The organism is Actinotalea ferrariae, assembly GCF_019733465.1.
GTDB lineage: Bacteria > Actinomycetota > Actinomycetes > Actinomycetales > Cellulomonadaceae > Actinotalea > Actinotalea ferrariae_A.
In genome coordinates this window covers 46,413-65,474 of the sequence record NZ_JACVQL010000051.1, presented here as the reverse complement: position 1 = coordinate 65,474, position 19,062 = coordinate 46,413, and the positions used below count along the sequence as shown (strand labels likewise).

At 73.6% G+C, this 19,062-nt stretch carries 21 protein-coding genes and 1 tRNA gene; 6 read left to right on the top strand and 16 right to left on the bottom strand.

The features are described from left to right. A partial coding sequence (locus ICW40_RS04750) for a hypothetical protein (RefSeq protein WP_221652682.1) occupies nt 1-598 on the bottom strand: 598 nt, incomplete at its 3' end. A gap of 173 nt (nt 599-771) precedes the next feature. Between ICW40_RS04750 and ICW40_RS04745 the strand changes: the two genes are divergently transcribed. Together ICW40_RS04745 and ICW40_RS04740 are read left to right on the top strand one after the other, a co-directional pair. After that, the gene (locus tag ICW40_RS04745; RefSeq protein ID WP_308121629.1) at nt 772-1,467 is read left to right on the top strand and encodes a helix-turn-helix transcriptional regulator; all 696 of its coding nucleotides are present in this window, start codon (nt 772-774) and stop codon (nt 1,465-1,467) included. 142 nt (nt 1,468-1,609) lie between these two features. Continuing rightward, complete coding sequence (locus tag ICW40_RS04740; RefSeq protein WP_221652680.1) at nt 1,610-2,050, top strand: hypothetical protein; 441 nt, start codon at nt 1,610-1,612, stop codon at nt 2,048-2,050. Between the two features lie 179 nt (nt 2,051-2,229). On the opposite strand, the gene ICW40_RS04735 is transcribed toward ICW40_RS04740, so the two are convergent. Further along, nucleotides 2,230-4,227, bottom strand: a complete 1,998-nt coding sequence (locus tag ICW40_RS04735) for an arylsulfotransferase family protein (RefSeq protein ID WP_221652679.1) — start codon at nt 4,225-4,227, stop codon at nt 2,230-2,232. 105 nt (nt 4,228-4,332) lie between these two features. After that, a complete protein-coding gene (locus ICW40_RS04730; RefSeq protein ID WP_221652678.1) occupies nt 4,333-5,634 on the bottom strand; it encodes an MFS transporter in 1,302 nt (433 codons plus the stop codon). A gap of 56 nt (nt 5,635-5,690) precedes the next feature. Here ICW40_RS04730 and ICW40_RS04725 point away from each other — a divergent pair, with 56 nt between their 5' ends. After that, a complete protein-coding gene (locus ICW40_RS04725; protein WP_221652677.1) occupies nt 5,691-6,254 on the top strand; it encodes a CGNR zinc finger domain-containing protein in 564 nt (187 codons plus the stop codon). 39 nt (nt 6,255-6,293) lie between these two features. Here the strand turns inward: ICW40_RS04725 and ICW40_RS20750 are convergent, their stop codons facing one another. The 6 genes from ICW40_RS20750 to ICW40_RS04695 all read right to left on the bottom strand — a co-directional run bounded on the left by ICW40_RS20750 (nt 6,294) and on the right by ICW40_RS04695 (nt 11,216). Beyond that, nucleotides 6,294-6,971, bottom strand: a complete 678-nt coding sequence (locus ICW40_RS20750) for a PQQ-dependent sugar dehydrogenase (protein WP_260458778.1) — start codon at nt 6,969-6,971, stop codon at nt 6,294-6,296. A gap of 110 nt (nt 6,972-7,081) precedes the next feature. Continuing rightward, complete coding sequence (locus ICW40_RS04715; RefSeq protein WP_221652676.1) at nt 7,082-7,651, bottom strand: YceI family protein; 570 nt, start codon at nt 7,649-7,651, stop codon at nt 7,082-7,084. A gap of 767 nt (nt 7,652-8,418) precedes the next feature. Next, entirely contained in the window at nt 8,419-9,489 is a 1,071-nt protein-coding gene (locus tag ICW40_RS04710; protein ID WP_221652675.1) for a hypothetical protein, read from the bottom strand. 95 nt (nt 9,490-9,584) lie between these two features. Continuing rightward, nucleotides 9,585-10,271: a hypothetical protein gene (locus tag ICW40_RS04705; RefSeq protein ID WP_221652674.1), complete on the bottom strand. Its 687-nt coding sequence runs from the start codon at nt 10,269-10,271 to the stop codon at nt 9,585-9,587. Nucleotides 10,272-10,454: 183 nt separating this feature from the next. Next, nucleotides 10,455-10,528, bottom strand: a tRNA-Pro gene (locus ICW40_RS04700). Nucleotides 10,529-10,688: 160 nt separating this feature from the next. After that, nucleotides 10,689-11,216 carry a DUF4262 domain-containing protein gene (locus tag ICW40_RS04695; RefSeq protein ID WP_221652673.1) on the bottom strand — a complete coding sequence of 176 codons (528 nt, stop codon included), beginning with the start codon at nt 11,214-11,216 and terminating at the stop codon, nt 10,689-10,691. Between the two features lie 184 nt (nt 11,217-11,400). On the opposite strand from ICW40_RS04695, the gene ICW40_RS21425 reads away from it, so the two are divergent. After that, nucleotides 11,401-11,907: a superinfection immunity protein gene (locus ICW40_RS21425; RefSeq protein ID WP_221652672.1), complete on the top strand. Its 507-nt coding sequence runs from the start codon at nt 11,401-11,403 to the stop codon at nt 11,905-11,907. A 156-nt stretch (nt 11,908-12,063) separates the two neighbouring features. Further along, nucleotides 12,064-12,624, top strand: coding sequence for an arsenic metallochaperone ArsD family protein (locus tag ICW40_RS04685; RefSeq protein ID WP_221652671.1), 561 nt, complete (start codon nt 12,064-12,066; stop codon nt 12,622-12,624). 40 nt (nt 12,625-12,664) lie between these two features. On the opposite strand, the gene ICW40_RS04680 is transcribed toward ICW40_RS04685, so the two are convergent. Then, nucleotides 12,665-12,904: an acyl carrier protein gene (locus ICW40_RS04680; protein WP_221652670.1), complete on the bottom strand. Its 240-nt coding sequence runs from the start codon at nt 12,902-12,904 to the stop codon at nt 12,665-12,667. A gap of 257 nt (nt 12,905-13,161) precedes the next feature. Between ICW40_RS04680 and ICW40_RS04675 the strand changes: the two genes are divergently transcribed. After that, nucleotides 13,162-13,314 carry a hypothetical protein gene (locus tag ICW40_RS04675; RefSeq protein WP_221652669.1) on the top strand — a complete coding sequence of 51 codons (153 nt, stop codon included), beginning with the start codon at nt 13,162-13,164 and terminating at the stop codon, nt 13,312-13,314. Between the two features lie 27 nt (nt 13,315-13,341). Here the strand turns inward: ICW40_RS04675 and ICW40_RS04670 are convergent, their stop codons facing one another. The 6 genes from ICW40_RS04670 to aroH all read right to left on the bottom strand — a co-directional run bounded on the left by ICW40_RS04670 (nt 13,342) and on the right by aroH (nt 19,023). After that, entirely contained in the window at nt 13,342-14,427 is a 1,086-nt protein-coding gene (locus tag ICW40_RS04670) for a hypothetical protein (RefSeq protein ID WP_221652668.1), read from the bottom strand. 16 nt (nt 14,428-14,443) lie between these two features. Continuing rightward, entirely contained in the window at nt 14,444-16,042 is a 1,599-nt protein-coding gene (der, locus tag ICW40_RS04665; protein ID WP_221652667.1) for a ribosome biogenesis GTPase Der, read from the bottom strand. A 42-nt stretch (nt 16,043-16,084) separates the two neighbouring features. Further along, the gene (locus ICW40_RS04660; RefSeq protein WP_221652666.1) at nt 16,085-16,792 is read right to left on the bottom strand and encodes a lysophospholipid acyltransferase family protein; all 708 of its coding nucleotides are present in this window, start codon (nt 16,790-16,792) and stop codon (nt 16,085-16,087) included. A 7-nt stretch (nt 16,793-16,799) separates the two neighbouring features. Next, nucleotides 16,800-17,513 carry a (d)CMP kinase gene (cmk, locus tag ICW40_RS04655; RefSeq protein WP_221652665.1) on the bottom strand — a complete coding sequence of 238 codons (714 nt, stop codon included), beginning with the start codon at nt 17,511-17,513 and terminating at the stop codon, nt 16,800-16,802. Next, on the bottom strand, nt 17,510-18,589 hold the full coding sequence (locus ICW40_RS04650) for a prephenate dehydrogenase (protein ID WP_308121627.1): 1,080 nt from the start codon (nt 18,587-18,589) through the stop codon (nt 17,510-17,512). Before ICW40_RS04650 ends, cmk begins: the two co-directional genes overlap by 4 nt. 71 nt (nt 18,590-18,660) lie before the next feature. Next, entirely contained in the window at nt 18,661-19,023 is a 363-nt protein-coding gene (gene aroH, locus ICW40_RS04645; protein WP_221652664.1) for a chorismate mutase, read from the bottom strand. Nucleotides 19,024-19,062 lie beyond the last annotated feature (39 nt).

Here is a 19,062-nt window from a genome sequence, read left to right as displayed (position 1 = left end):
CCGTCCCGGCGTGCCCGCGCACGAGGCGTGCCGCGCCGGCGTGGAGCAGCACGCGGGCGGCGACGTCGTGCAGCGCCGTCGAGGCGACCGCGGCGGCGTGACCGGTGCCCAGGACGAGGTCCGCGAGCACGGCGTCGTCGGCCCCGTCGGCGAGGCGCTGCCACCCGGGCACCAGCACGTCGTCGAGCCAGCCCGGGCGCGGCCGCAGCTCGCCACCGACGACGGCGGGCGTGGCGTGCGGCGCGACGCGGAGCTCGAGGGTCGGCAGCACGGCGAGCACGCCGGAGAGGGTGAAGGGCACGCGGACGCCGTCGGGCAGCGCGAAGACGACGCGCGTCGGTGCGGCGGCGCGGTGCGCCGAGAGGGCTCCCGCGGTGCCGCCTGCGGGCCACGCGCGCTCGCCGAGGTGCTGCGGCGGCAGGTGCAGCACGAGCGAGGCCGCGTCACCCGCAGCCACGAGGAACGCGCCGTCGCCGTCCCGCTCGACGGTGCAGCCCGGTGCGGTCAGCCGGGCGTCGAGCAGGTCGACCGGTCGCACGAGCCGGGCGTCGACGAGCCCGTCGTCGTCACCCTCCGGGCGGCGGGGTGGTCCGGGCATCGCGCACCTCCGCTGGGCCTCGGCGCACGCCACGCGGCGGTGCCGGCCGCTCCTGACGCTAGGAGTCGGCCGACCGGCGCGGCATCGGGGAAAACACCGAATTGTCCGGGTCTGGCCCGATCCGGGCCGGGGAGAGCACCATGGGGTCACGTCGAGCGCAAGGGGGTCCGACCGTGCGGGTCGCCGTCGTGGGCGCCGTACCCCTGGTGCGGCACGGGCTGGTGCTGCAGCTCGTCGCGCGGGGTGTCAGCGTCCACGCCGAGGCGTCCAAGCCCGGTGCGCTGCCCGCGGGGCTCGCGCCGCAGGCGCTCGTGGCCCTGGTCGGGGCTCGGGACGACCCCGCGACGGGTCGTGCGGGGCTCGCGGCGGTGCTCGACCGCGGGGTCGCGGTGCTCGCCCTCACCGACGGTCCGGGGACCTGGCTCGGCCTGCGGGTCCCCGCACGGACGTCGTCGGACGGTGCCCCGCCCGCGGGGCCCGAGAGGCTCCTGCGACCGCCGGGGAACCTCCACGTGGCGGCGCTCGACGACGTCTCCGCCGACGACGTGGTGGCATGGCTCGCCGCGGTGCCCGACGCGGTGCCCCTTACCGACGCGGTGGCCTCCGGAGGTGCGCATGCCGACGCCGGTCCCGGCACCCACGGAGGCCCTGTCCTGACCCGTCGGCTCACCGGGGCCGAGCGCGACGTGCTCGAGCTGCTCTCCCAGGGCCTGTCCAACGCCGGCATCGCCGAGCGCCTGTCGGTGAGCCCCAAGACCATCGAGTGCCACGTCTCGAACCTGTTCGAGAAGCTGGGGCTGCCGCAGCACGACCCGGCGCTGAACCGCCGCGTCGCAGCCACGCTGCACTGGCTCGCGCTGGTCCACTAGAGCCGGCGTCACGTCCCGCGGGCACCGGTCCGCGAGCGGCTGTCACAGGACGGCCGCGGCGCGCTCCTCAACCAGCAGAGGCGGGAACCCGTCCCGCCCGACCGGCCATCGCTGCAGCCGGTCGACGTCGAAGGAGCGCACGATGCCCTCAGGAACCATCCCGATCGAGTCGTACACCGTGCAGGTCGCCCGCAACACCTCGACGCAGTACACCCGGCTCACGATCGCCGGGCCGGTGCTCGCGCACGGCATCCAGAACAAGGCGACCCTGTTCTTCTTCCCGTCCTACGCGAGCATGAGCGGGTGGGCCATCAACGTCGGCGGCCTGAACTACGACGGCATCACGGTCTTCGCCCAGATCCCGTCGGGCGACTTCACGCGCATGTACGACGTGCTGCGCAACGAGGCGCCCGTCTCCCTGTACTACTCGTACGGCGCCAGCTCGACGACGACGAAGCCGCTGAGCCTGGTGGCCATCCAGAGCGGTGACGAGCCCGCCGGCGAGGGCCCGGAGGACGAGGACTCCATCGAGGCCGCGATCCACGCGATCCTCAAGGTCAAGACCCTGGACCTCATCCGCTGAGCCCCGGTCCGGGAACATCCGTCCGGGGCACCGCGTTGTCACGGATGCCGCACCGGTCCATGACCCCGGGCTCCACCTCCAGCCGCCGAGAGCGGCCTTGCGCCGAGAGGCGTCTGCCGGTGCGGATGCTGTGGACGGGCGGTCGGCGCATGCCGGCCGCCCGTCGGCGTCCTCACGCCTCAGCCCGCGACGTCGGCCTCGCCCAGCACCTCGCCCGCCGCGTCCAGGGCCTCGACCCGCAGGTCGCCGTCGATCGCGGCCGCTCCGAGGGGCAGGACCGTCTCGAACCCCGCGCGCGCCGCGGACGCGACCTCCGCACCCGCCTCGTCGAGCACGCGCCACCGGTCGACCTCGGTCGCACCGTTCCAGCTCACGTGCACCGCCGCAGTGCCGTCGGCCTCGACCAGCACGGCCGCCGGGTCGGCCGACGGTCGGCCCGTCCACTCGACCCGGTGGGCGCGGTAGGACGTGACCGACAGCTCGTCGGGCACCGTGCCGTCGAGCAGCACCTCGCCGTCGGCGCTCATCAGCGTGAACCGCGGCAGGCTCCCCCAGCCGAGGAACACGGAGCCGTCCTCGAGCTCCTGGTAGTTCGCCTGGCTCTCGGAGAAGAGCCCCTCGGGGTGCGGGTGCTCCCGCGCGACCTCGACCGTCATCGCCACCTCGTCGACGACGAGCGCCAGACCCCGCGAGCTCTCGCGCGTCGTGCCACCGCAGGTGCCGCCGTTGTCGAAGACCGTGAGCGTGCCGTCGGCAGAACGTCGGGCGTCGTGCTGCTTGAGGAAGGTGGCGCCCGCGCCCATCTCGAGGTCGCTCTCGCGCCCGCCGAGCCGCCACTCGACCGCACCCGTCACGCGGTCGAGCGAGACGACCGAGCACACGTGGCGCGCGGACACGAGCAGGTCCCCGTCGTCGTCGACGTCGATCGAGTTGGCGTGGAAGTAGTCGTACGGGACGTGGTCCTCGGGCAGCTCGAGGTAGGACTCGTCGAGGCCGACCGTGCCGACGCTGTGCCACTCGAAGAGCAGCGCGCCGGTGGCGACGTCGATCTCCTGCACCACGTTGTCGACCACCTGGCCGTCGGCCGGACCGCCCACCGGTCGCAGGTCCATGCGCACGGGCTCGTAGGCCATGAGCAGGGCCGTACCCGCATCGGTGAGGCGGAACTCGTGCGAGTCGGCGTCGTAGCCGCTCGTCATCCGGACCCGCGCCACCTCCTCGTACGCCTCGTCGACCACGACGGCCTCGCCGTAGCCGTAGCCGACGTTCATGCGCCCCTCCCACCAGGTGAGCACCGGCTCGCCCCCGAGGGTCTGGACCTGCACGTCGCGCGCGTCGACGCCGTCGAGGGGCCGGAACCAGACCGTCTCCCCCGCGTCGTCGAGGAGGATCGGGCCCTTCTGCCCGTAGCCGTTCTTGATCCCGAGGGCGGTGAGGCCTGGCGAGCCCTCGTCGTCGGGGCCGGTCGTGCCGGCCTCCGGCCCCGTGACCTCGACGCGTGGCGGCTCGATGCCGGGCGCCGACGCGAACTCGTGGACGTGCTCGACGGCGAGGACGGGGTCGGCCGACGGCGTCGGGGACGGCTCCCCCGAAGCCGCCGGACCTCCAGGTGCGGAGCCCATCTCCGTCGGGGCCGGGTCGGCCGACGCCCCGCCGGCCGACGCGCGGGCCCGCGCGTCCTCGACGCTCTGCACGGGCGGCGGCTCGAGCGGCGGGCGCTGACCCAGCTCCGCGACCGTCAGCGTGTACTCGCCGTCGTCCGTCCCGCGGACCGGCAGCCCGGTCGACACGGTGACCCGCTCCCCCTGCTCGAACGGCTCGTCGGTCAGGAAGCTCGCCCCGCCGCCGTCCGAGTGCTCGACGAGGGTGCCCGCGTGCTCCCCCGAGCGCGATCCGACCACCTCGAGGCCCGAGAGGTCGCCGACGTCGCCGCGGAAGCTCAGCTGCGCCTCGGGGCGCACGACGGCGGTCCCGGGCACCGGGAACGCCGAGACCTCACCGGAGCCCTCGCTCACCGCGGCGGCGGGCGCAGGCTCGGCCGGGGCGGCGCGACCACCCCGGAGCCCGCCGACGACGGCCGCCGCGACCACGGCCAGCACAACGACGGCCGCGGCCACCAGCGCGCGCCTGCTCGGTCCGGAGCGGTCCCCGTCGTCGGGGACGGTCTCGGTCGTCACGTGCCTACTGTGCTGCGGGCCGCGTGAGTCGGCGAACGGTGGGTCGCCGCGCCGGCGTCGAGGGTGCTGTGCACCCGGACGTGGTGGCCGGTCGGGGCCCGGGCGTCACGACCCCACGCCGGCCTGCGTACCGCGCCCGGCGTCCTCGATGCGACGCAGACGCCGGACCGGGGACAGCGCCACCCACGCCGTCGCGCACGCCACCCCGACCGCGCCGACGAGCATCGCGCCCCGGCCCCCGAGCTGCTCGGCGACCAGCCCGCCCGCGGCGGCGCCGACCGGGACCACGCCCCAGGAGATCAGGCGGTACGCGGCGTTCACCTGCCCGCGCAGCGACTCCGGGACGGCGGTCTGCCGCAGGCTGACCGCATGCACGTTCGCGATCCCGCTGCCGATGCCGACCAGCGCGAACAGCGCGCAGAGCACGGCGATCCCGGTGGCGCCCCCGGTGCCGACCGCCGCGGTCCCCACGGGTGCCGTGTTGCCGATCAGCATGCTGATCACCAGGACCCGCCCGTACCCGAAGCGCCCGGTCAGCCGCGAGCCGAACCACGCGCCGAGGAAGGACCCGAGCCCGCCCGCCGTGAGGACGAGGCCGATGGTGGCGGCGCCGAGGCCGAGGTCGCGCACGGCCCACAGCAGCAGCCCGACGAGGAAGAGCTCGTTGAAGAGGTTGTACGTCGTCGCCTCGCCGAGCAGGGCCCGGACGTACCGGTCGCGCACGGCGTAGCGCACCCCCGCGACGGCGTCGCGGTACGCCGGTCCCGTCCGCACCCGCGGGTTCTCCGCCTCGTCCGACGGCTGCAGCTGGTCCACCCGGATCCGGCGCAGCGCGAGCGCGGACACGCCGAACGCGACGGCGTCGACCGCGACGGCCACCGGCGCCGAGACCGCCTGCACCAGGACGCCACCCACGCCCCGCCCGGCGATCTCGTTCCCGGAGCTCGTGGCCGCGATCTTGCCGTTCGCGTCGACGAGCTGACCGGGACGGACCACGCTCGGCAGGAACGCGAAGTCCGCGACCTGGTAGAGGACGGTGAGCGTCCCGATCGCGAACAGCAGCGGGTAGAGCGGCGCGACGTCCGACAGGCCGGCCCAGACCAGCAGCGCGATGCCGGCGAAGAGCGCGAAGCGGCCGACGTCGGCGAGGACGAGCATGTCCCGCCGCCGGTGCCGTCGACGGTCGACGAGGACACCCAGCGGGAGGGTCGCGAGCAGGAACGGCAGGAACTGCGCCGTGCGGATCCAGCCCACCTCCGACGCGGTGGCCGACAGGGTCGTGATCGCCAGCAGAGGCAGCACGATCTCGGACACCTCGGACCCGAACGACGACGCGGCCGAGGCGACCCACAGCCGCCGGAAGTTGGGCACGGACCATGCCGGCGGGTCCCCCGTAACCGCTGCCATGCATTCAGAGGTTACGCCGCTGACCCAGGCCGATCAAGGGCTCGTAGACTCGCGGCATGGGTGCGCCAGGGTCCGCGGCGCCGGGCCGGCTCGAGACCGTCCGCCGGTTCGTCAACACGTCGGACATCGAGGCCGCGACCGACACCCTGACCACGCCCGAGCGCCTCGTCGCCTGGCTGTGCGACGCCGAGCTGCTCGGACGCGAGGTGACCGCCGACCAGACCGACCTCCGACGCGCCGTGGAGCTCCGCGAGGCGTTGCGCTCCGCGATGGCGTCCAACCACGACGGTGCGCCCGTCGCGGCCGACGCGGTCGCGACCCTCAACGAGACGGCCGACCGCGCGGGCCTGCAGCTCGCGTTCACCGCCGACCCGCGATGGGCCGCGCGACCCACCGCGAAGGGCGTGGACGCAGCTCTCGGCACGCTGCTGGCGGTCGTCGCGGCGGCCATGACGGAGGACACCTGGCGCCGGCTCAAGGTCTGCGCGAACGACGCGTGCCGGTGGGCGTTCTACGACCACTCGAGAGCTCGCGCTGGCAAGTGGTGCTCGATGCAGGCGTGCGGCAACCGGGTCAAGCAGCAGGCCTGGCGCGCGCGCCGGGAGGGCGAGCAGCGCTGAGGCTCGGCTTCCCTGCCGTCCACGGCGTCGTCGCGCCCCTCAGGGCCTCGTGACCTCGACCCGCAGGATGCGGTCGTCCCCGGGGCGAGGCTCGGTGCCGCCCCAGGTGGCTCGGTCGGTGTTCGACGTGACGAGCCAGAGGGAGCCGTCGGGAGCCGTCTCGACGGTGCGGATGCGCCCGTGGTCGCCGACCAGGTGGTCGATCGGGTCGGCCGTCGCGGACCCCGCCTCGACCGGCTGCCACAGCCTGCGCCCGCCCAGCGCACCGATCCACAACGAGCCTTCCGCGTACGCGACGCCCGACGGGCTGGCGTCGTCGGGATGGATCGTCGCGATCGGTGCGACGCCGGTCGAGCCCGCGACGCCCTCGGTCTCCGGCCACCCGTAGTCGTCACCGGGCAGCAGCAGGTCAGCCGCGCCAGCGTAGGATCTCGAGGAGGTCGCCCGTGGCTCGGGAGACGACGTAGATCGACTGTGACGAGTACGAACGCCACACCCGAGGCGACGGTTCGCGTATCCGCCACGTCTGCGGCTGCCCGACATCGTCGAGTACCGACGCTCTGCTGCCCGCCAGAGGAACCATGCTGTGATGCCGATGGCGGCCGTCAAGTCAGACTTCTCCGCCGAGGTCAGCCCCGGCGCGTGGCCGCGGTCGACGCGGTCCTGGCGGCGCCAGGTGTGGATCGACTCGGTGCTGAAGCCGAGGCCCTCCTCCAAGGGCCAAGTGGCACCAGAGTCCAGGGATCCGACTCCACACGCCGCACAGCACGGCGCCGTGGACGCAGCAGACTGCGGTCGCGGCATGTGGCGGCGCGGCGGCGCCGGCGTCAGGTCCGTGCGATCGCGGAGATCTCCAACTGGAGGCGCACATCGTCGGCAACGAGCACACCGCCTGTCTCCAGCACCGAGTTCCACGTGAGGTTGAAGGTGCGGCGAGAGATGCGGGCGCTCGCCGAGAAGCCCGCGCGCAGTGCGCCGAAGGGATCGACCGCCGTGCCCTCGAACCGCGTCGCGAGGTCGACGGAGCGGGTCACCCCGTTGAGTCCGAGGAAGCCGGTGATCACGTAGCCCTCCGGGCGGACGGTGACCACGTTGGAGGAGAACCACCACTCGGGGTGGTTACGGGTGTCGAAGAAGTTGGTGCTGCGCAGGTGCTCGTCGCGAGCGGGATCTCCCGTGCTGACCGTCGTCCCATCGAGTGTCGCCGTCACCGACGTCAGCACCAGGTTGTGGCCGACGACGATGAGCCCTTCGGTGATGTCGACGGTCCCGCTGACCCGCGCGATCCCGGCGTGGCGCACAGAGAACGTCGCCTGCGAGTGCGACGGGTCGATCAGCCACGTGCCCTGGGGCAGCCCGGCGGGAAGCTCACTGTGTCTCATGGCGACGGCGGTCATGCTGCTCCTGAGTGGCCGTGTCGCCGATGCGTCCGCCACCGGCACGAGGACCGAAGCGGGCCCGTTCCCGGCGACCAGTTGAAAGGTCAACCACATCGTACGTGGTGCAGCTGGCGGCACCGCATTGCGCAGACTCCACCCGCCCGGACAGGATGAACCCCGGCGCGCTGCCTTCAGGCGGTCGACGCGGTCGATAGGCGTGGGCTGGTTGCAGGAACGACGAACGCCCGGACCGTGAGGTCCGGGCCTTCGTCACTCTGTAGCGGCGGCAGGATCTAGACCTGGGACCTCTGGGTGATGAGCCCAGTCGTCCGCCGGCCGACTCTGGGGGTTGTCCACGCCCGTGCTGCCCGCGTCCATGTTCGTCCAGGACGTACGTAGGCTCCCCCGTAGGCGTTCCAGCAACTCAAAGGCCCGCTCCGCCGAAGCGGTGCGGGCCTCTGACCTGCTCTTTCACTGTCGGGATGACAGGATTTGAACCTGCGACCCCTTGACCCCCAGTCTCCGCTCCCCCGCTCAGCGAGCCGTCTCTTCTCGCCGATCCCGCAGGTCAGGGTCCATACGCGTCCATCGGCGTTCGGCTTCGTCCGCCCCTAGTCCGCCGACTTAGGCTCCCCCTTAGGCACCCGGCAGGGGCAGTGATGCGCATGCAGGCGACCGCGCTAGGAAGGACGACGGGTTAATCCGAACCGGCAGGCGTGAGCGCGGCATGGAAAGTAGCGGGCGTCGCCGGGCGGCGGCGGGGGCGTCACTCGGGGTGACGAGCGTCAGTCGAAGGCGTCCGGGTCCGTGTAGCGGGCGCGCAGCTGTCGGGCGAGGGCGGTCATCGTGCTCTCTAGGCGCTCCCAGCCCTGGTCGGTCGCCAGCGGTCCCGCGATGTCCAGACGGCGCAGAGAACCCCTGTGGCATGCCGGCTCGGCCGTCGCCTGCAGATCCTCGGTGTGTACGCTCACCGGCTGCTCGTCGAGCAGGTGCTGGGCCCCTACCGCGCCGTCCCCGGCGGTGAAACCGATGGCTGTCAGCGCGGCGGCGACCTGCTCGACGTCCAGCGGGCGCAACCGGTCGTCCCGCTCCTCTGCGATCGCCCGCCCCGAACCGGCCGCCAGCACCCGGTCCTCCCGCTCGAAGAACCCCCCCTGAAGAGGCTCCGGTGCCGTCCGTGCCGGCGCGTGGCCGGCGTCGTCCTCGGCCCACCACCGCACCACCGGCGACACCCGCGCGAACTCCGGCATCGGCCCGAGATCAGCGCTCAGATACGACGCCAGCACCGAAGCGCCCCGCTCATCACCACTCGTGGCGGAAAGGGTCGTGCCGGTTACCGACCGCACCACCTCTGCCAGCGCCGTCGCCTGCCGGAACCGCGCCGTTCCCTCACCGACGTGCGAGGCCAGGTTCAGCACGAACTCCCACGGTTGAATGCCATCAGCCCTCTGCGGCCACGGGAGACCAGTGTCCTGAAAGTGGGCGTAGTCCGCCGTCCCGCCCAACACTGTCCACTGCGCCTCCGGCTCGTAGTGCTCCAGCACCAGGCGCACGTAGTGCATCACCCGCTCCCCCGCCGCACAGGCACGGACGGGCAATCGGTGGTCGACCACCGGTGACAGCGCCCACACCGCGTCCGCCGGCAACCCGGGAAGATCCGCGTCGACGAAGCTGATAAACCACTCCCACAAGGGCACCAGCGACTCCGCCGTGGCGTCCATCTGCTCCAGCGGACCACCCGTGTCAGCCATCCACCGGGCCAGCTCCGCCAAGAACCACGGCTCCCGTGCGATCGTGTACGCGCAGAACTCCGCCGCCCGCTCCGGCGACTCCAACCGCAATTCGACGATTTGCATCACGAGACCGGGAAGTGTATCACGACGGATTCCAGCCTCCGTCAGTCTCGAGAGATTCGCATTTGAGGGTCCAGTTCGCCCCGTCCATGCCGACATCACGTAGTGCCACTGCACAGACACACCGTTCGCAACAAGCTGGCGTCCATGGCGATCTGGCGCCCAGACCTTGCCCCGACCCCCATCTTTATCTCGACCAGGACGTTCCGGACCCCGACTCGGTAGGCCGCGTCGTGCACCCGACCCACATGGCCGAGAGTTCTACCGTTGTGCACGAAGTCGGGGAAGGTCTGCATTGATGGACGAGGAGACGAGCCGATCACCTCCCGAATCCAGTTTTCGGCGGAGCGGCCCGAGAAGTAGGAGCCCGGCCTGAGATTCTCGTTCGGGTAGTCGAACCGGAGGATCACCTTGCCCTCGTCGGCGAGAACGGGGTAGTTCTGAATTCTCGCCGGCAAGTTCTTATTGAGGATCGCAGCGATACGCTCGGCGGGGATGTCCGGGTTCTCGAGGCGACTCACGACGTCCGGGTAGGCCGGCCGGAAATCGGCGACGACGTCGTCGATGCTCCGGTGACCGGCCATCCCGGCGTCGTCCGCGTACGACCACAGGTTCATCAGCCAACGGCGCGCAGCTGCGGCAGCCGGTTCGGCCATGCGCGGCAGCGCTTTCGCGAACTTTGCGGCCGCTCCCGCAATGTCGCCGACGGCGGGGACGAAGGAGACGGCGATGATGCCCGTGTCGATCCATCTGCCCTCGAGTGTCGCGGCGACAATGTCGCGCACCGATGCTCCGCGACACGCACTCCACCAGCGCGACGAGCTCCTCGCGTCGTTTCGCCATCGTCACCACGAGTGGAGTCCCGCAGTGACCCCTTGACGCAACTTGGGCGCCCCCTAGGCTCCCCCGATTCGCAGAAGGGCCGCCCCGCCGAAGCGGTGCGGCCCTTCTGACCTGCTCTTTCACTGTCGGGATGACAGGATTTGAACCTGCGACCCCTTGACCCCCAGTCAAGTGCGCTACCAAGCTGCGCCACATCCCGATCGGCCCCGCCGCTGGGCGGAAGGGCCGTGAGAACTCTACCGCAGCCGCGATCGGGTTCCACACACCCGCACGCCGACGTCGCGCCACTCGCGCACGGCTCGCCGGTCGGAGCCGTGCGCGAGGCCGCCGAGGTCACGGCACCCGTGGCAGGTGCGCCGTCACGCCGCCGAGCGCGGGGTCCCGTAGAGGACCTGCGCCCAGCCGCTCCACCCGGGTTCCCACGGCATGCGCCCCGCGCCGTCGCCCACCACGAGCTGCAGGGCGGGCACGGCCGGACCGCCGGGTCGACCGTAGGTGGCCTGTGCGCGCTCGAGCCGCTCCGGGTTGTCGACCGCGAGCAGCACGGCCCTCTCACGGCCGAGCGTCAGGGTGTCCCCGAACCCGAACCGCTCCCTCGCCCGGATGCGCTCGCCGATCGCATCGAGGTAGTCCATCGCGCCGCACGCGTCGACGCCGCTCACGATCACCTCGGGATGGCCGTGGTACCTCGTCAGCCCGACCGTGTACGCGTACGGCAGGTCGAACCGATCACCCGGCACCGTGCAGACGGACCAGCCGACCTCCGCGATCCGGTGCCGATGGCGGTCCGCCGTACGCACCCCGACCCCGGCCACGTCGAGCCACGCCCACTCGTCCTCCTGGTCCGCTCCCCACGCCCACGCCTCCGCATCGCACTCCCGGCACATGCGCCTTCCCTCCGTCGTCCGACCTGCCGTCGGCCAGAACGTAGGGGCGCCCACCGACACGACGGCGGGCCGGCACCGAGCAGATTCACCCGTGCCCGGGCGTCGTCGGCGGCGTGTCCGTCCGACCGGCGTGCCACGCTGGTCGCGCCCCGACGCCGGTGCACGACGACGACAGGACGAGCCCGTGAGCGACCTCCAGCCCTACGGCACGCAGCCCCACGGCGCGCCCGCCCACCTCCAGCCGGTGGCGCAGCCCGTCGCCCAGGCGCACGGCTGGTCGCCCGCCCCGGCCCTGCTGACCGACCAGCGCGACCCCGGTGCGGGCGTGCAGGTGGTCGCGTGGGTCCTCGCCGTCGTGACGGCGGGGTACATGCTGCCGTGGGCGATCGCCGCGTCGCGCGGCAGGGCGAACCACGGGTCGATCGCGCTGATCAACGTGCTGCTCGGGTGGAGCGTCATCGGCTGGATCGCGTCGCTCGTCATGGCGTGCCAGGCGCACCAGGTCGTCGCGGCGCCGGGGAACGTCAACGTCGTGCTGGCGCAGCAGTTCCCGAACGCGCACTTCGCGGGCCCGGTCCCCCCGGTCCCCTCCGTCCAGGACGGCCCGCCGGCCGGCTGGTACCCGGCACCGGACGGCGCCGGGCAGCAGTACTGGGACGGGACCACCTGGACCACGCACCGCGCTCCCTGAGGGGGCGCCGCCCGCCGCTCGGTGGCGGAGCCGCAGGGCGCTCCGCGACGGAGCCGCAGGTCAGCGCGCCGCCGAACCGTCATCTCTCGCCGAGCCGACACCTCGGATCGGTGCCATATTTGACAGGTCATCCGCCGACGTCGCTGGAGGCCCGTCATGACGACCGTCGAGGTCTTCGCCCCTACCTGGTGCCCCGCCGCCTACGTCGAGCACGACGACGAGCCCGAGGCCTGCCACTTCGCCGCCGACGTCGAGTGGCTCGCCGCGCACGGGGTGGACGTCGTCCGCGCGACGCTGTCCGGCCAGCCGGGGCGGTTCGTCGAGCACGACGCCGTGCGGTTCCTCATGAACGTGCTCGGACCGGCGGTGCTGCCGGTCGTCCTGGTCGACGGCCGGATGCGATGGCACGGCAGCTACCCCACGCGCGAGCAGCTGGCCGAGTGGGGCGGGGTCCAGGAGCAGCTCGCCCGCGAGCGGGCGGAGACGGCGCTGGCCGTCGACCTGCACCCGACCCGCCCGGACACCGGTGCCGAGACGCTCGCGCCGGCCGACGTCGAGGGCGACCCGCGTGTGGCGATCGCCGCCCTCGGCGCCTTCGTGGCCGGCGTGACGGATCGGGACTCGTCGGTGCCCCTCGACACCCGCGGAGCGGTGCCCCTCGCCACCCGCGGACCTGCGCGGGAGGGCGCGGAGCCGGTGCTCCAGCGCGCAGGCTGAGCCGGCCAGGAGCGCGCAGGCCGAGCCGGCCAGGGGTGACTCAGCCCTGGGGGCTCGTGTTGTCGGTCCCGCCCAGCTCGCGCAGGAACTCGTGGCACCGGTGCGCGCGGCGCGCGTCCTCGGCCATGACCTCCTCGAAGAACTGCGCGATGTCCTCCTTGCCCGCGTTGCGGGCGTCGCGGACGTACTGGCCGTAGTCGTGCCCCGCCTTGAGCGAGTGGTACTGCACCGAGATCAGGTCGAACGTGACGTCGTCGAAGCCGGTCTCCCCGGTGGCCATGGCTGCTCCCTCGTCGGTCGTACGCAGTGCGTCGTACGGGGTGGATGGTGCGGACGAGACCACTGTCCGTCCGCCGCGATGGACCGGCAACCGCGCCCACCTCTGCGCCCACCTCCGTGCCCACCTCCGTGCCCACCTCCGTGCCCACCTCCGTGCCCACCTCCGTGCCCACCTCCGCGCCCACCTGCGGGTGGCGGAGGCGCGTGGTCTGCTGGTCGCAGCCGTCCGACCGGGCGGCGGGTGACGAAGGGACGGCCATGACCGACGAGCGACGTCCGGGCGACGACGACGACACCACCACCTCCGACGCACCGCTCGACGCGGGGACGGGCCCTGACGAGTCCGACCCGACGCCGTCGTCGCCGGTCCTCGGCGAGGACGACGACGAGGAGCGCTTCGACGCCGGGTGACCCCCGTGACCTGGCGCGGGCGGGACGTCAGGGCCGCGCGCGTCCGGCCCGACGGCGGTCGTGCTGGTCGTGCATCTGCGCGATCTCGGCGGCGACGAGCCCCAGGACCAGCAGGTCGATCACCAGGCCCGTCGTGGCGGCCCACTCCTCGAGCCGGAACACGAACACCTGCGTCACCAGGAGGCTGACGAGCACCGCCCGACGGAACCGGCGGTAGGCCCGCAGCCGGTCGCGACGTGCCACGACGAGACCCGAGACCGCGAATCCCGCCGAGACGGCCGCACTCGCGAGCATCGCGACGATCATCCAGTCCGGCACGTCCGTGCCCGCGCGCCACGCCATCAGCCCGCGCACCACGGTGCCGAGCGACGTGAGGAGCAGCACGGCCACCGTGACCCGCGGCACCCACCGCGCGCTCACCAGGCGCCGCAGCGTGCGGACGACCGCGCGGCCCACGACGTCGGCCGGGTTGGGCAGCTCGCTGGGGTCGTCGTCGACGACGTCGAGCAGCGCGCGGACCTCCGCCGCCCCGCGCACGGGACCGTCCGCCTCGGACTCGGCCCGCTCCACCGCCTCCCGCGCGTCCTGCCGCGCGTGCGGCGTGAAGCCGCCGACCAGCCCCGCGACGGCGTGGTCCGCGGCTGCCGCCAGGTGCTCGGTCGGGTGGTGCCGCGTGCGCCCGTGCAGCGCCTCGCCGAGCAGGACGAGCGCGACGACCACGAGGTAGATCAGCGCCGCCGTCGGTTCGTAGAAGTAGTCGTTGTCCGACGTCACGAACTTGCCGACCTCGTCGACGAACAGCCCGAAGCCGATGCCGCCCAGCACCGCGCCGATCGGCCGGACGACCGGACCGGCGAAGGACAGGAGCACGACGAACGCGACGGCCATGAGCAGCCCGCCCCACAGCACGTGCGCGACGTGCAGCCCGTCCCCGCCGACCTGCGGGTAGTCCGCGGCTGCGAGGAGGCCACGCGTGAGGAGCACGGTGACGACCGCCCCGACGACGAACGCCGCGAGGTGCGACGACGCCGCCGGGTCGCGGGGCAGGCCCCACCGCAGCAGCGGCCCGGGGTGCCGGGCACGCTGCACGGGACGGTCGGTCGAGGCGCTCATGGGATCAGCGACGGGCTCACCGCTTGCGCTTCTCCCGCACGCGCACCGAGATCGAGATGGGCGAGCCCTCGAAGCCGAACGTCTCGCGCAGGCGCCGCTCGATGAAGCGCCGGTAGCCCGCCTCGAGGAACCCCGTGGCGAAGATGACGAAGCGCGGCGGGCGCGTGTCGGCCTGGGTCGCGAAGAGGATGCGCGGCTGCTTGCCGCCCCTCAGCGGGTGCGGGTGCGCGGCCACGAGCTCGCCCAGGAAGGCGTTGAGCCGGCCGGTCGGGATGCGCATGTCCCACGAGGCGAGCGAGCGCTCGATCGCGGGCACCAGGCGGTCCTTGTGCCAGCCCGTCTTCGCGGACACGTTGACCCGCGGTGCCCACTGGACCTGCACGAGGTCCTGCTCGATCTCGCGCTCGAGGAACGGGCGACGGTCCTCGTCCATGAGGTCCCACTTGTTGTAGGCGATGACGAGCGCACGCCCCGCCTCGACGACCTGCGAGATGACGCGCGTGTCCTGCTCGGTCATCTTCACGCTCGCGTCGACGAGCACGACGGCGACCTCGGCCTTCTCGATCGCGGCCTGCGTGCGCAGCGACGCGTAGAAGTCCGCGCCGGACGTCTGGTGCACGCGCCGCCGGATGCCGGCCGTGTCGACGAACCACCACGCCTTGCCGCCGAGCTCGACGAGCTCGTCGACGGGGTCGCGCGTCGTGCCGGCCTCGGCGTCGACGACCACGCGGTCCTCGCCGAGGATCTTGTTCAGCAGGCTCGACTTGCCGACGTTCGGGCGACCGACGAGCGCCACGCGCCGCGGCCCACCGGGCCGCAGGGTGCCCTTCGCGGACACCTCGGGCATCTTCTCGACGACGGCGTCGAGCAGGTCGCCGGTGCCGCGCCCGTGCAGCGCCGAGATGGGGTGCGGCTCGCCGAGCCCGAGGCTCCACAGCTCGGCCGCGTCGGACTCGCTGCGCGGCCCGTCGACCTTGTTCGCGGCGAGCACGACCGGCTTGCCGGCCTTGCGGAGCAGCCGCACGACCTGCTCGTCGGTCGACGTCGCACCGACGGTCGCGTCGACGACGAACAGCACGACGTCGGCCAGGTCGATCGCGACCTCGGCCTGCTCGGCGACGCGCGCGTGGATGCCGGCGACGTCGACCTCCCAGCCGCCGGTGTCGACGAGCGTGAAGTTGCGGCCGGCCCACTCGGCCGGGTAGCTCACGCGGTCGCGCGTGACGCCCGGCGTGTCCTCGACCACGGCCTCACGCCGGCCGAGGATGCGGTTCACGAGCGTCGACTTGCCGACGTTCGGGCGACCGACGACGGCGAGCACCGGCACCGGACCGGCCGCGGGCGCGTCGGCGTCGTCGCGGGCCTCGCCGTCGAGCAGCGCGAGGTCCTCCTCGCCGAGCTCGAACTCGGTGAGCCCGGCGCGCAGCGCCTGCTCGCGGGCGAGCTCCTCGGGCGTCTGCGGGAGAGAGGCGTCGGGGGCGGTGATGGCGTCGGCCGCACCTGTGGCGAAGGCGCTGTCGTCCGACGCGCCGTCGTCGAGCGCGCTCTCCTCCAGGGCGCTGTCGTCGAGGGCGCTGTGGTCGAGGGCGCTGTCGTCGCGGTGCTGGTCGGTCATGGGCCCATCCTCCCCTGCCGGACGGGTCCGCGACGAACCCGCTCACGTGCCGCGGTGCGCGCCACCCTCACCGCGGTCGTCGGGGACGTCGTCCGGCAGCGCGAACCCGCTGCGCCGGCTGACGTCGAGCACGTGCGCGGCGAGAGCCGTACGGAGCACGTCGTTGGCGTGCGCCACGGCGGCGCGGCCCGAGGCGCCCGCGGGGCGCTCGATGACGACGGGCGGTCCGAACTCGATGTGCAGACGACGCCGCGCGCCGGGCACGTGCCCCACCGACTCCCCCGTGCGCCGCGTGCCGAGCACCGCCACGGGCACCACGGGCGCTCCCGAGTTGACGGCGAGCCAGGCCACGCCCGCGCGGGCCGTCGACGCGTCGCCGCGTCCGCGGTTGCCCTCGGGGAAGATCCCGACGGCGTCGCCCCGGCGCAGCACGGCAAGGGCGGCGGCCAGTGCCGGCCGTCCGCCCGTGCGGTCCACCGGGATCTGGCCGGCGGCGCGCAGCACGGCACCGACGGGGCCGCGGAACATCTCCTCCTTGACGAGGATGTGCGTACCGCGCGGCACGACGCCGTGGACCAGCGGACCGTCCACGACGCCGAGGTGGTTCGCGGCGAGGATGACCGGACCCGTCCGCGGCACGTGCTCGCGGCCGACCACCCGGGTGTCCCACACGACGCGCGCGAGGAAGCGCCCGACCCACCGCGACCACCGCGGCCCGGCCGCTCCGGGCACCCGGACGGCGTCGCTCACCGCGCGGTCACCGGTCGGCCGCCGCGCCCGTCTCGCGCGCGACGACGGCGAGCACGGCCTGGACCGTCTGCTCGAGGTCGAGCTCGGAGGAGTCGACGGTGACGACGCCGTCCGCGGCCGTGCGGAACTCCACGACGGTCGAGTCCTGCTCGTCGCGGCGGACCACCTGGTCCCGCGTGGCAGCGACGCTGCGGGCGTCGTCGGACCCGTGCAGCTCGCGGGCCCGGCGCGCGAGCCGCGCCTCCTCGCTCGCGGTCAGCAGGATGCGCACGTCGGCGTCCGGCGCGATGACCGTCGTGATGTCGCGCCCCTCGACGACCACGCCGCGCCCCTCGCTGAAGCCCTCCCCACCGCGCTCGACCTCGATGACCCGGCGCTGACGCGCCCCGAGGTCGGCGCGCACGTCGAGGTTGGTCGCCACGGCGCTCACGACGGCCGAGATCTCACCCGCGCGGATCGCCGTCCCGACGTCCGTGCCCTCCACGCGGAACACCGGCAGCCGCGGGTTGAGGTCGAGCTCGAGGACCATGGCGTGGACCGCCGCCGTCACGGCGGGGCCGTCGGCGAGGTCGACGCCCTGCGCGAGGCACCACCACGTCGCCGCGCGGTACATCGCCCCGGTGTCGAGGTACGCGAGGCCGAGACGCGCGGCGACCTGCCGGCACACGCTCGACTTGCCCGAGCCCGAGGGCCCGTCGACCGCGATGACGAGCCCATTCATCCGGCCAGCCTCCATCCACGTCCGCGCAGCTCGTCCTCGAGCCGGCCGCCGAGCCCGCGCAGCACGGAGATCGACGCGAGGCCCACCGCCCGGTGCGGCGCGTGCTCGAGCTGCAGCTCCTCCAGGTTGATCCCCGCCGAGCCGACCTCGACGAGGAGCCGTGCGAGCTCCCCCGGCTGGTCGGGCACGAGCACCGTGACGACGTCGTACGTCGTCCGCACGCCGCCGTGCTTGCCGGGGATGCGGGCGACGCCCGCGTTGCCGGCGGCGATGGCCGCCGCGACCGAGCCGAGGGCGCCGCGGGGCGGCGCGCTCCACGGACCGGTCGACGCCGCGCCGTCGAGCGCGGTGACGACGGCGTCGAGGTCGTCCCGCAACGCGCGCAGCACCGGTGCCACCGCGTCCGCGTTGGCGGCGAGGATCGACGTCCACAGCGCCGGGTCGCTCGCGGCGATGCGCGTGACGTCACGCAGCCCCTGGCCCGCCAGGTCGAGCGCCGCGGGGTCCGCCTCGCGCAGGCGCGCCGCGACGAGCGACGCCGCGATCTGCGGGACGTGCGAGACGAGCGCGACGGCCGCGTCGTGCGTCGACGCGTCGAGCATCACGGGGGTCGCGCCCAGGTCGGACACCAGGTCTCGCACCGCCAGCACGGCGACGCTCGACGACTCCCCCGAGCCGACGACGACCCACGGCCGGCCCGTGAAGAGGTCGCCGCGCGCGGCGGTCGGGCCGCTGCGCTCGGAGCCCGCCATCGGGTGCGAGCCGACGTACCGGCTGAGGTCCGCGCCCGCGTCGCGCAGCGCGTCGAGCACGGCGCCCTTGACGCTCGCGACGTCCGTGACGACGGCGTCCGGGAACGCCTCGAGCTCGGCGAGGACGACGTCGTGCGTCACGTCGGGCGGCGCGGCCACGACGACGAGGCGGACGTCCTGGTCGTCCGGGGTCGCGACCCGGCCCGCGCCGACGTCCTGCGCGAGGAGCACGGTCGTCAGCGACGGGTCGTGGAGCACGACGTCCACGCCGAGCCCACGCAGGCCGAGGCCGATGCTCGTCCCCAGGAGGCCGGTGCCGACCACGCGGACAGGTCCGCGCGTCGCCGCCACCGGTGCGCCCGCCGGCCCGTTCACGGGCCGGTCCGCAGGGCCGCTCACTGGGCCAGGTCGCGGCGCAGCACCGTCGCGCCGTGGAGGTACACGTGCCGCACGTCGTCCCGCGGGCGGTCGAGGTTCGCGTGCGCCATGAGCCGGACGACGCGCGGCAGCGCGTGCGGCACGTCGATCTCGACCGCGCACATGAGCGGCACGGCGCCGAGGCCCATCTCGCGCGCGGCCGTGGCGGGGAAGTCGCTGCGCAGGTCGGGCGTGCACGTGAAGAAGATCGAGATGAGCTCGTCGATGCCCAGGTCGTTCGCGGCGAGCACCGCCTGCACGAGCTCCGTCGTGCGCTCGAAGAGGTGCTCGCGCTCGTCGCCCTCGAGCTGCGTCGCGCCGCGGATCGCGCGGACCGTCATCGTGCACCCCCGTCCGGCCGCGCCCCGGGCGGCCGGCCG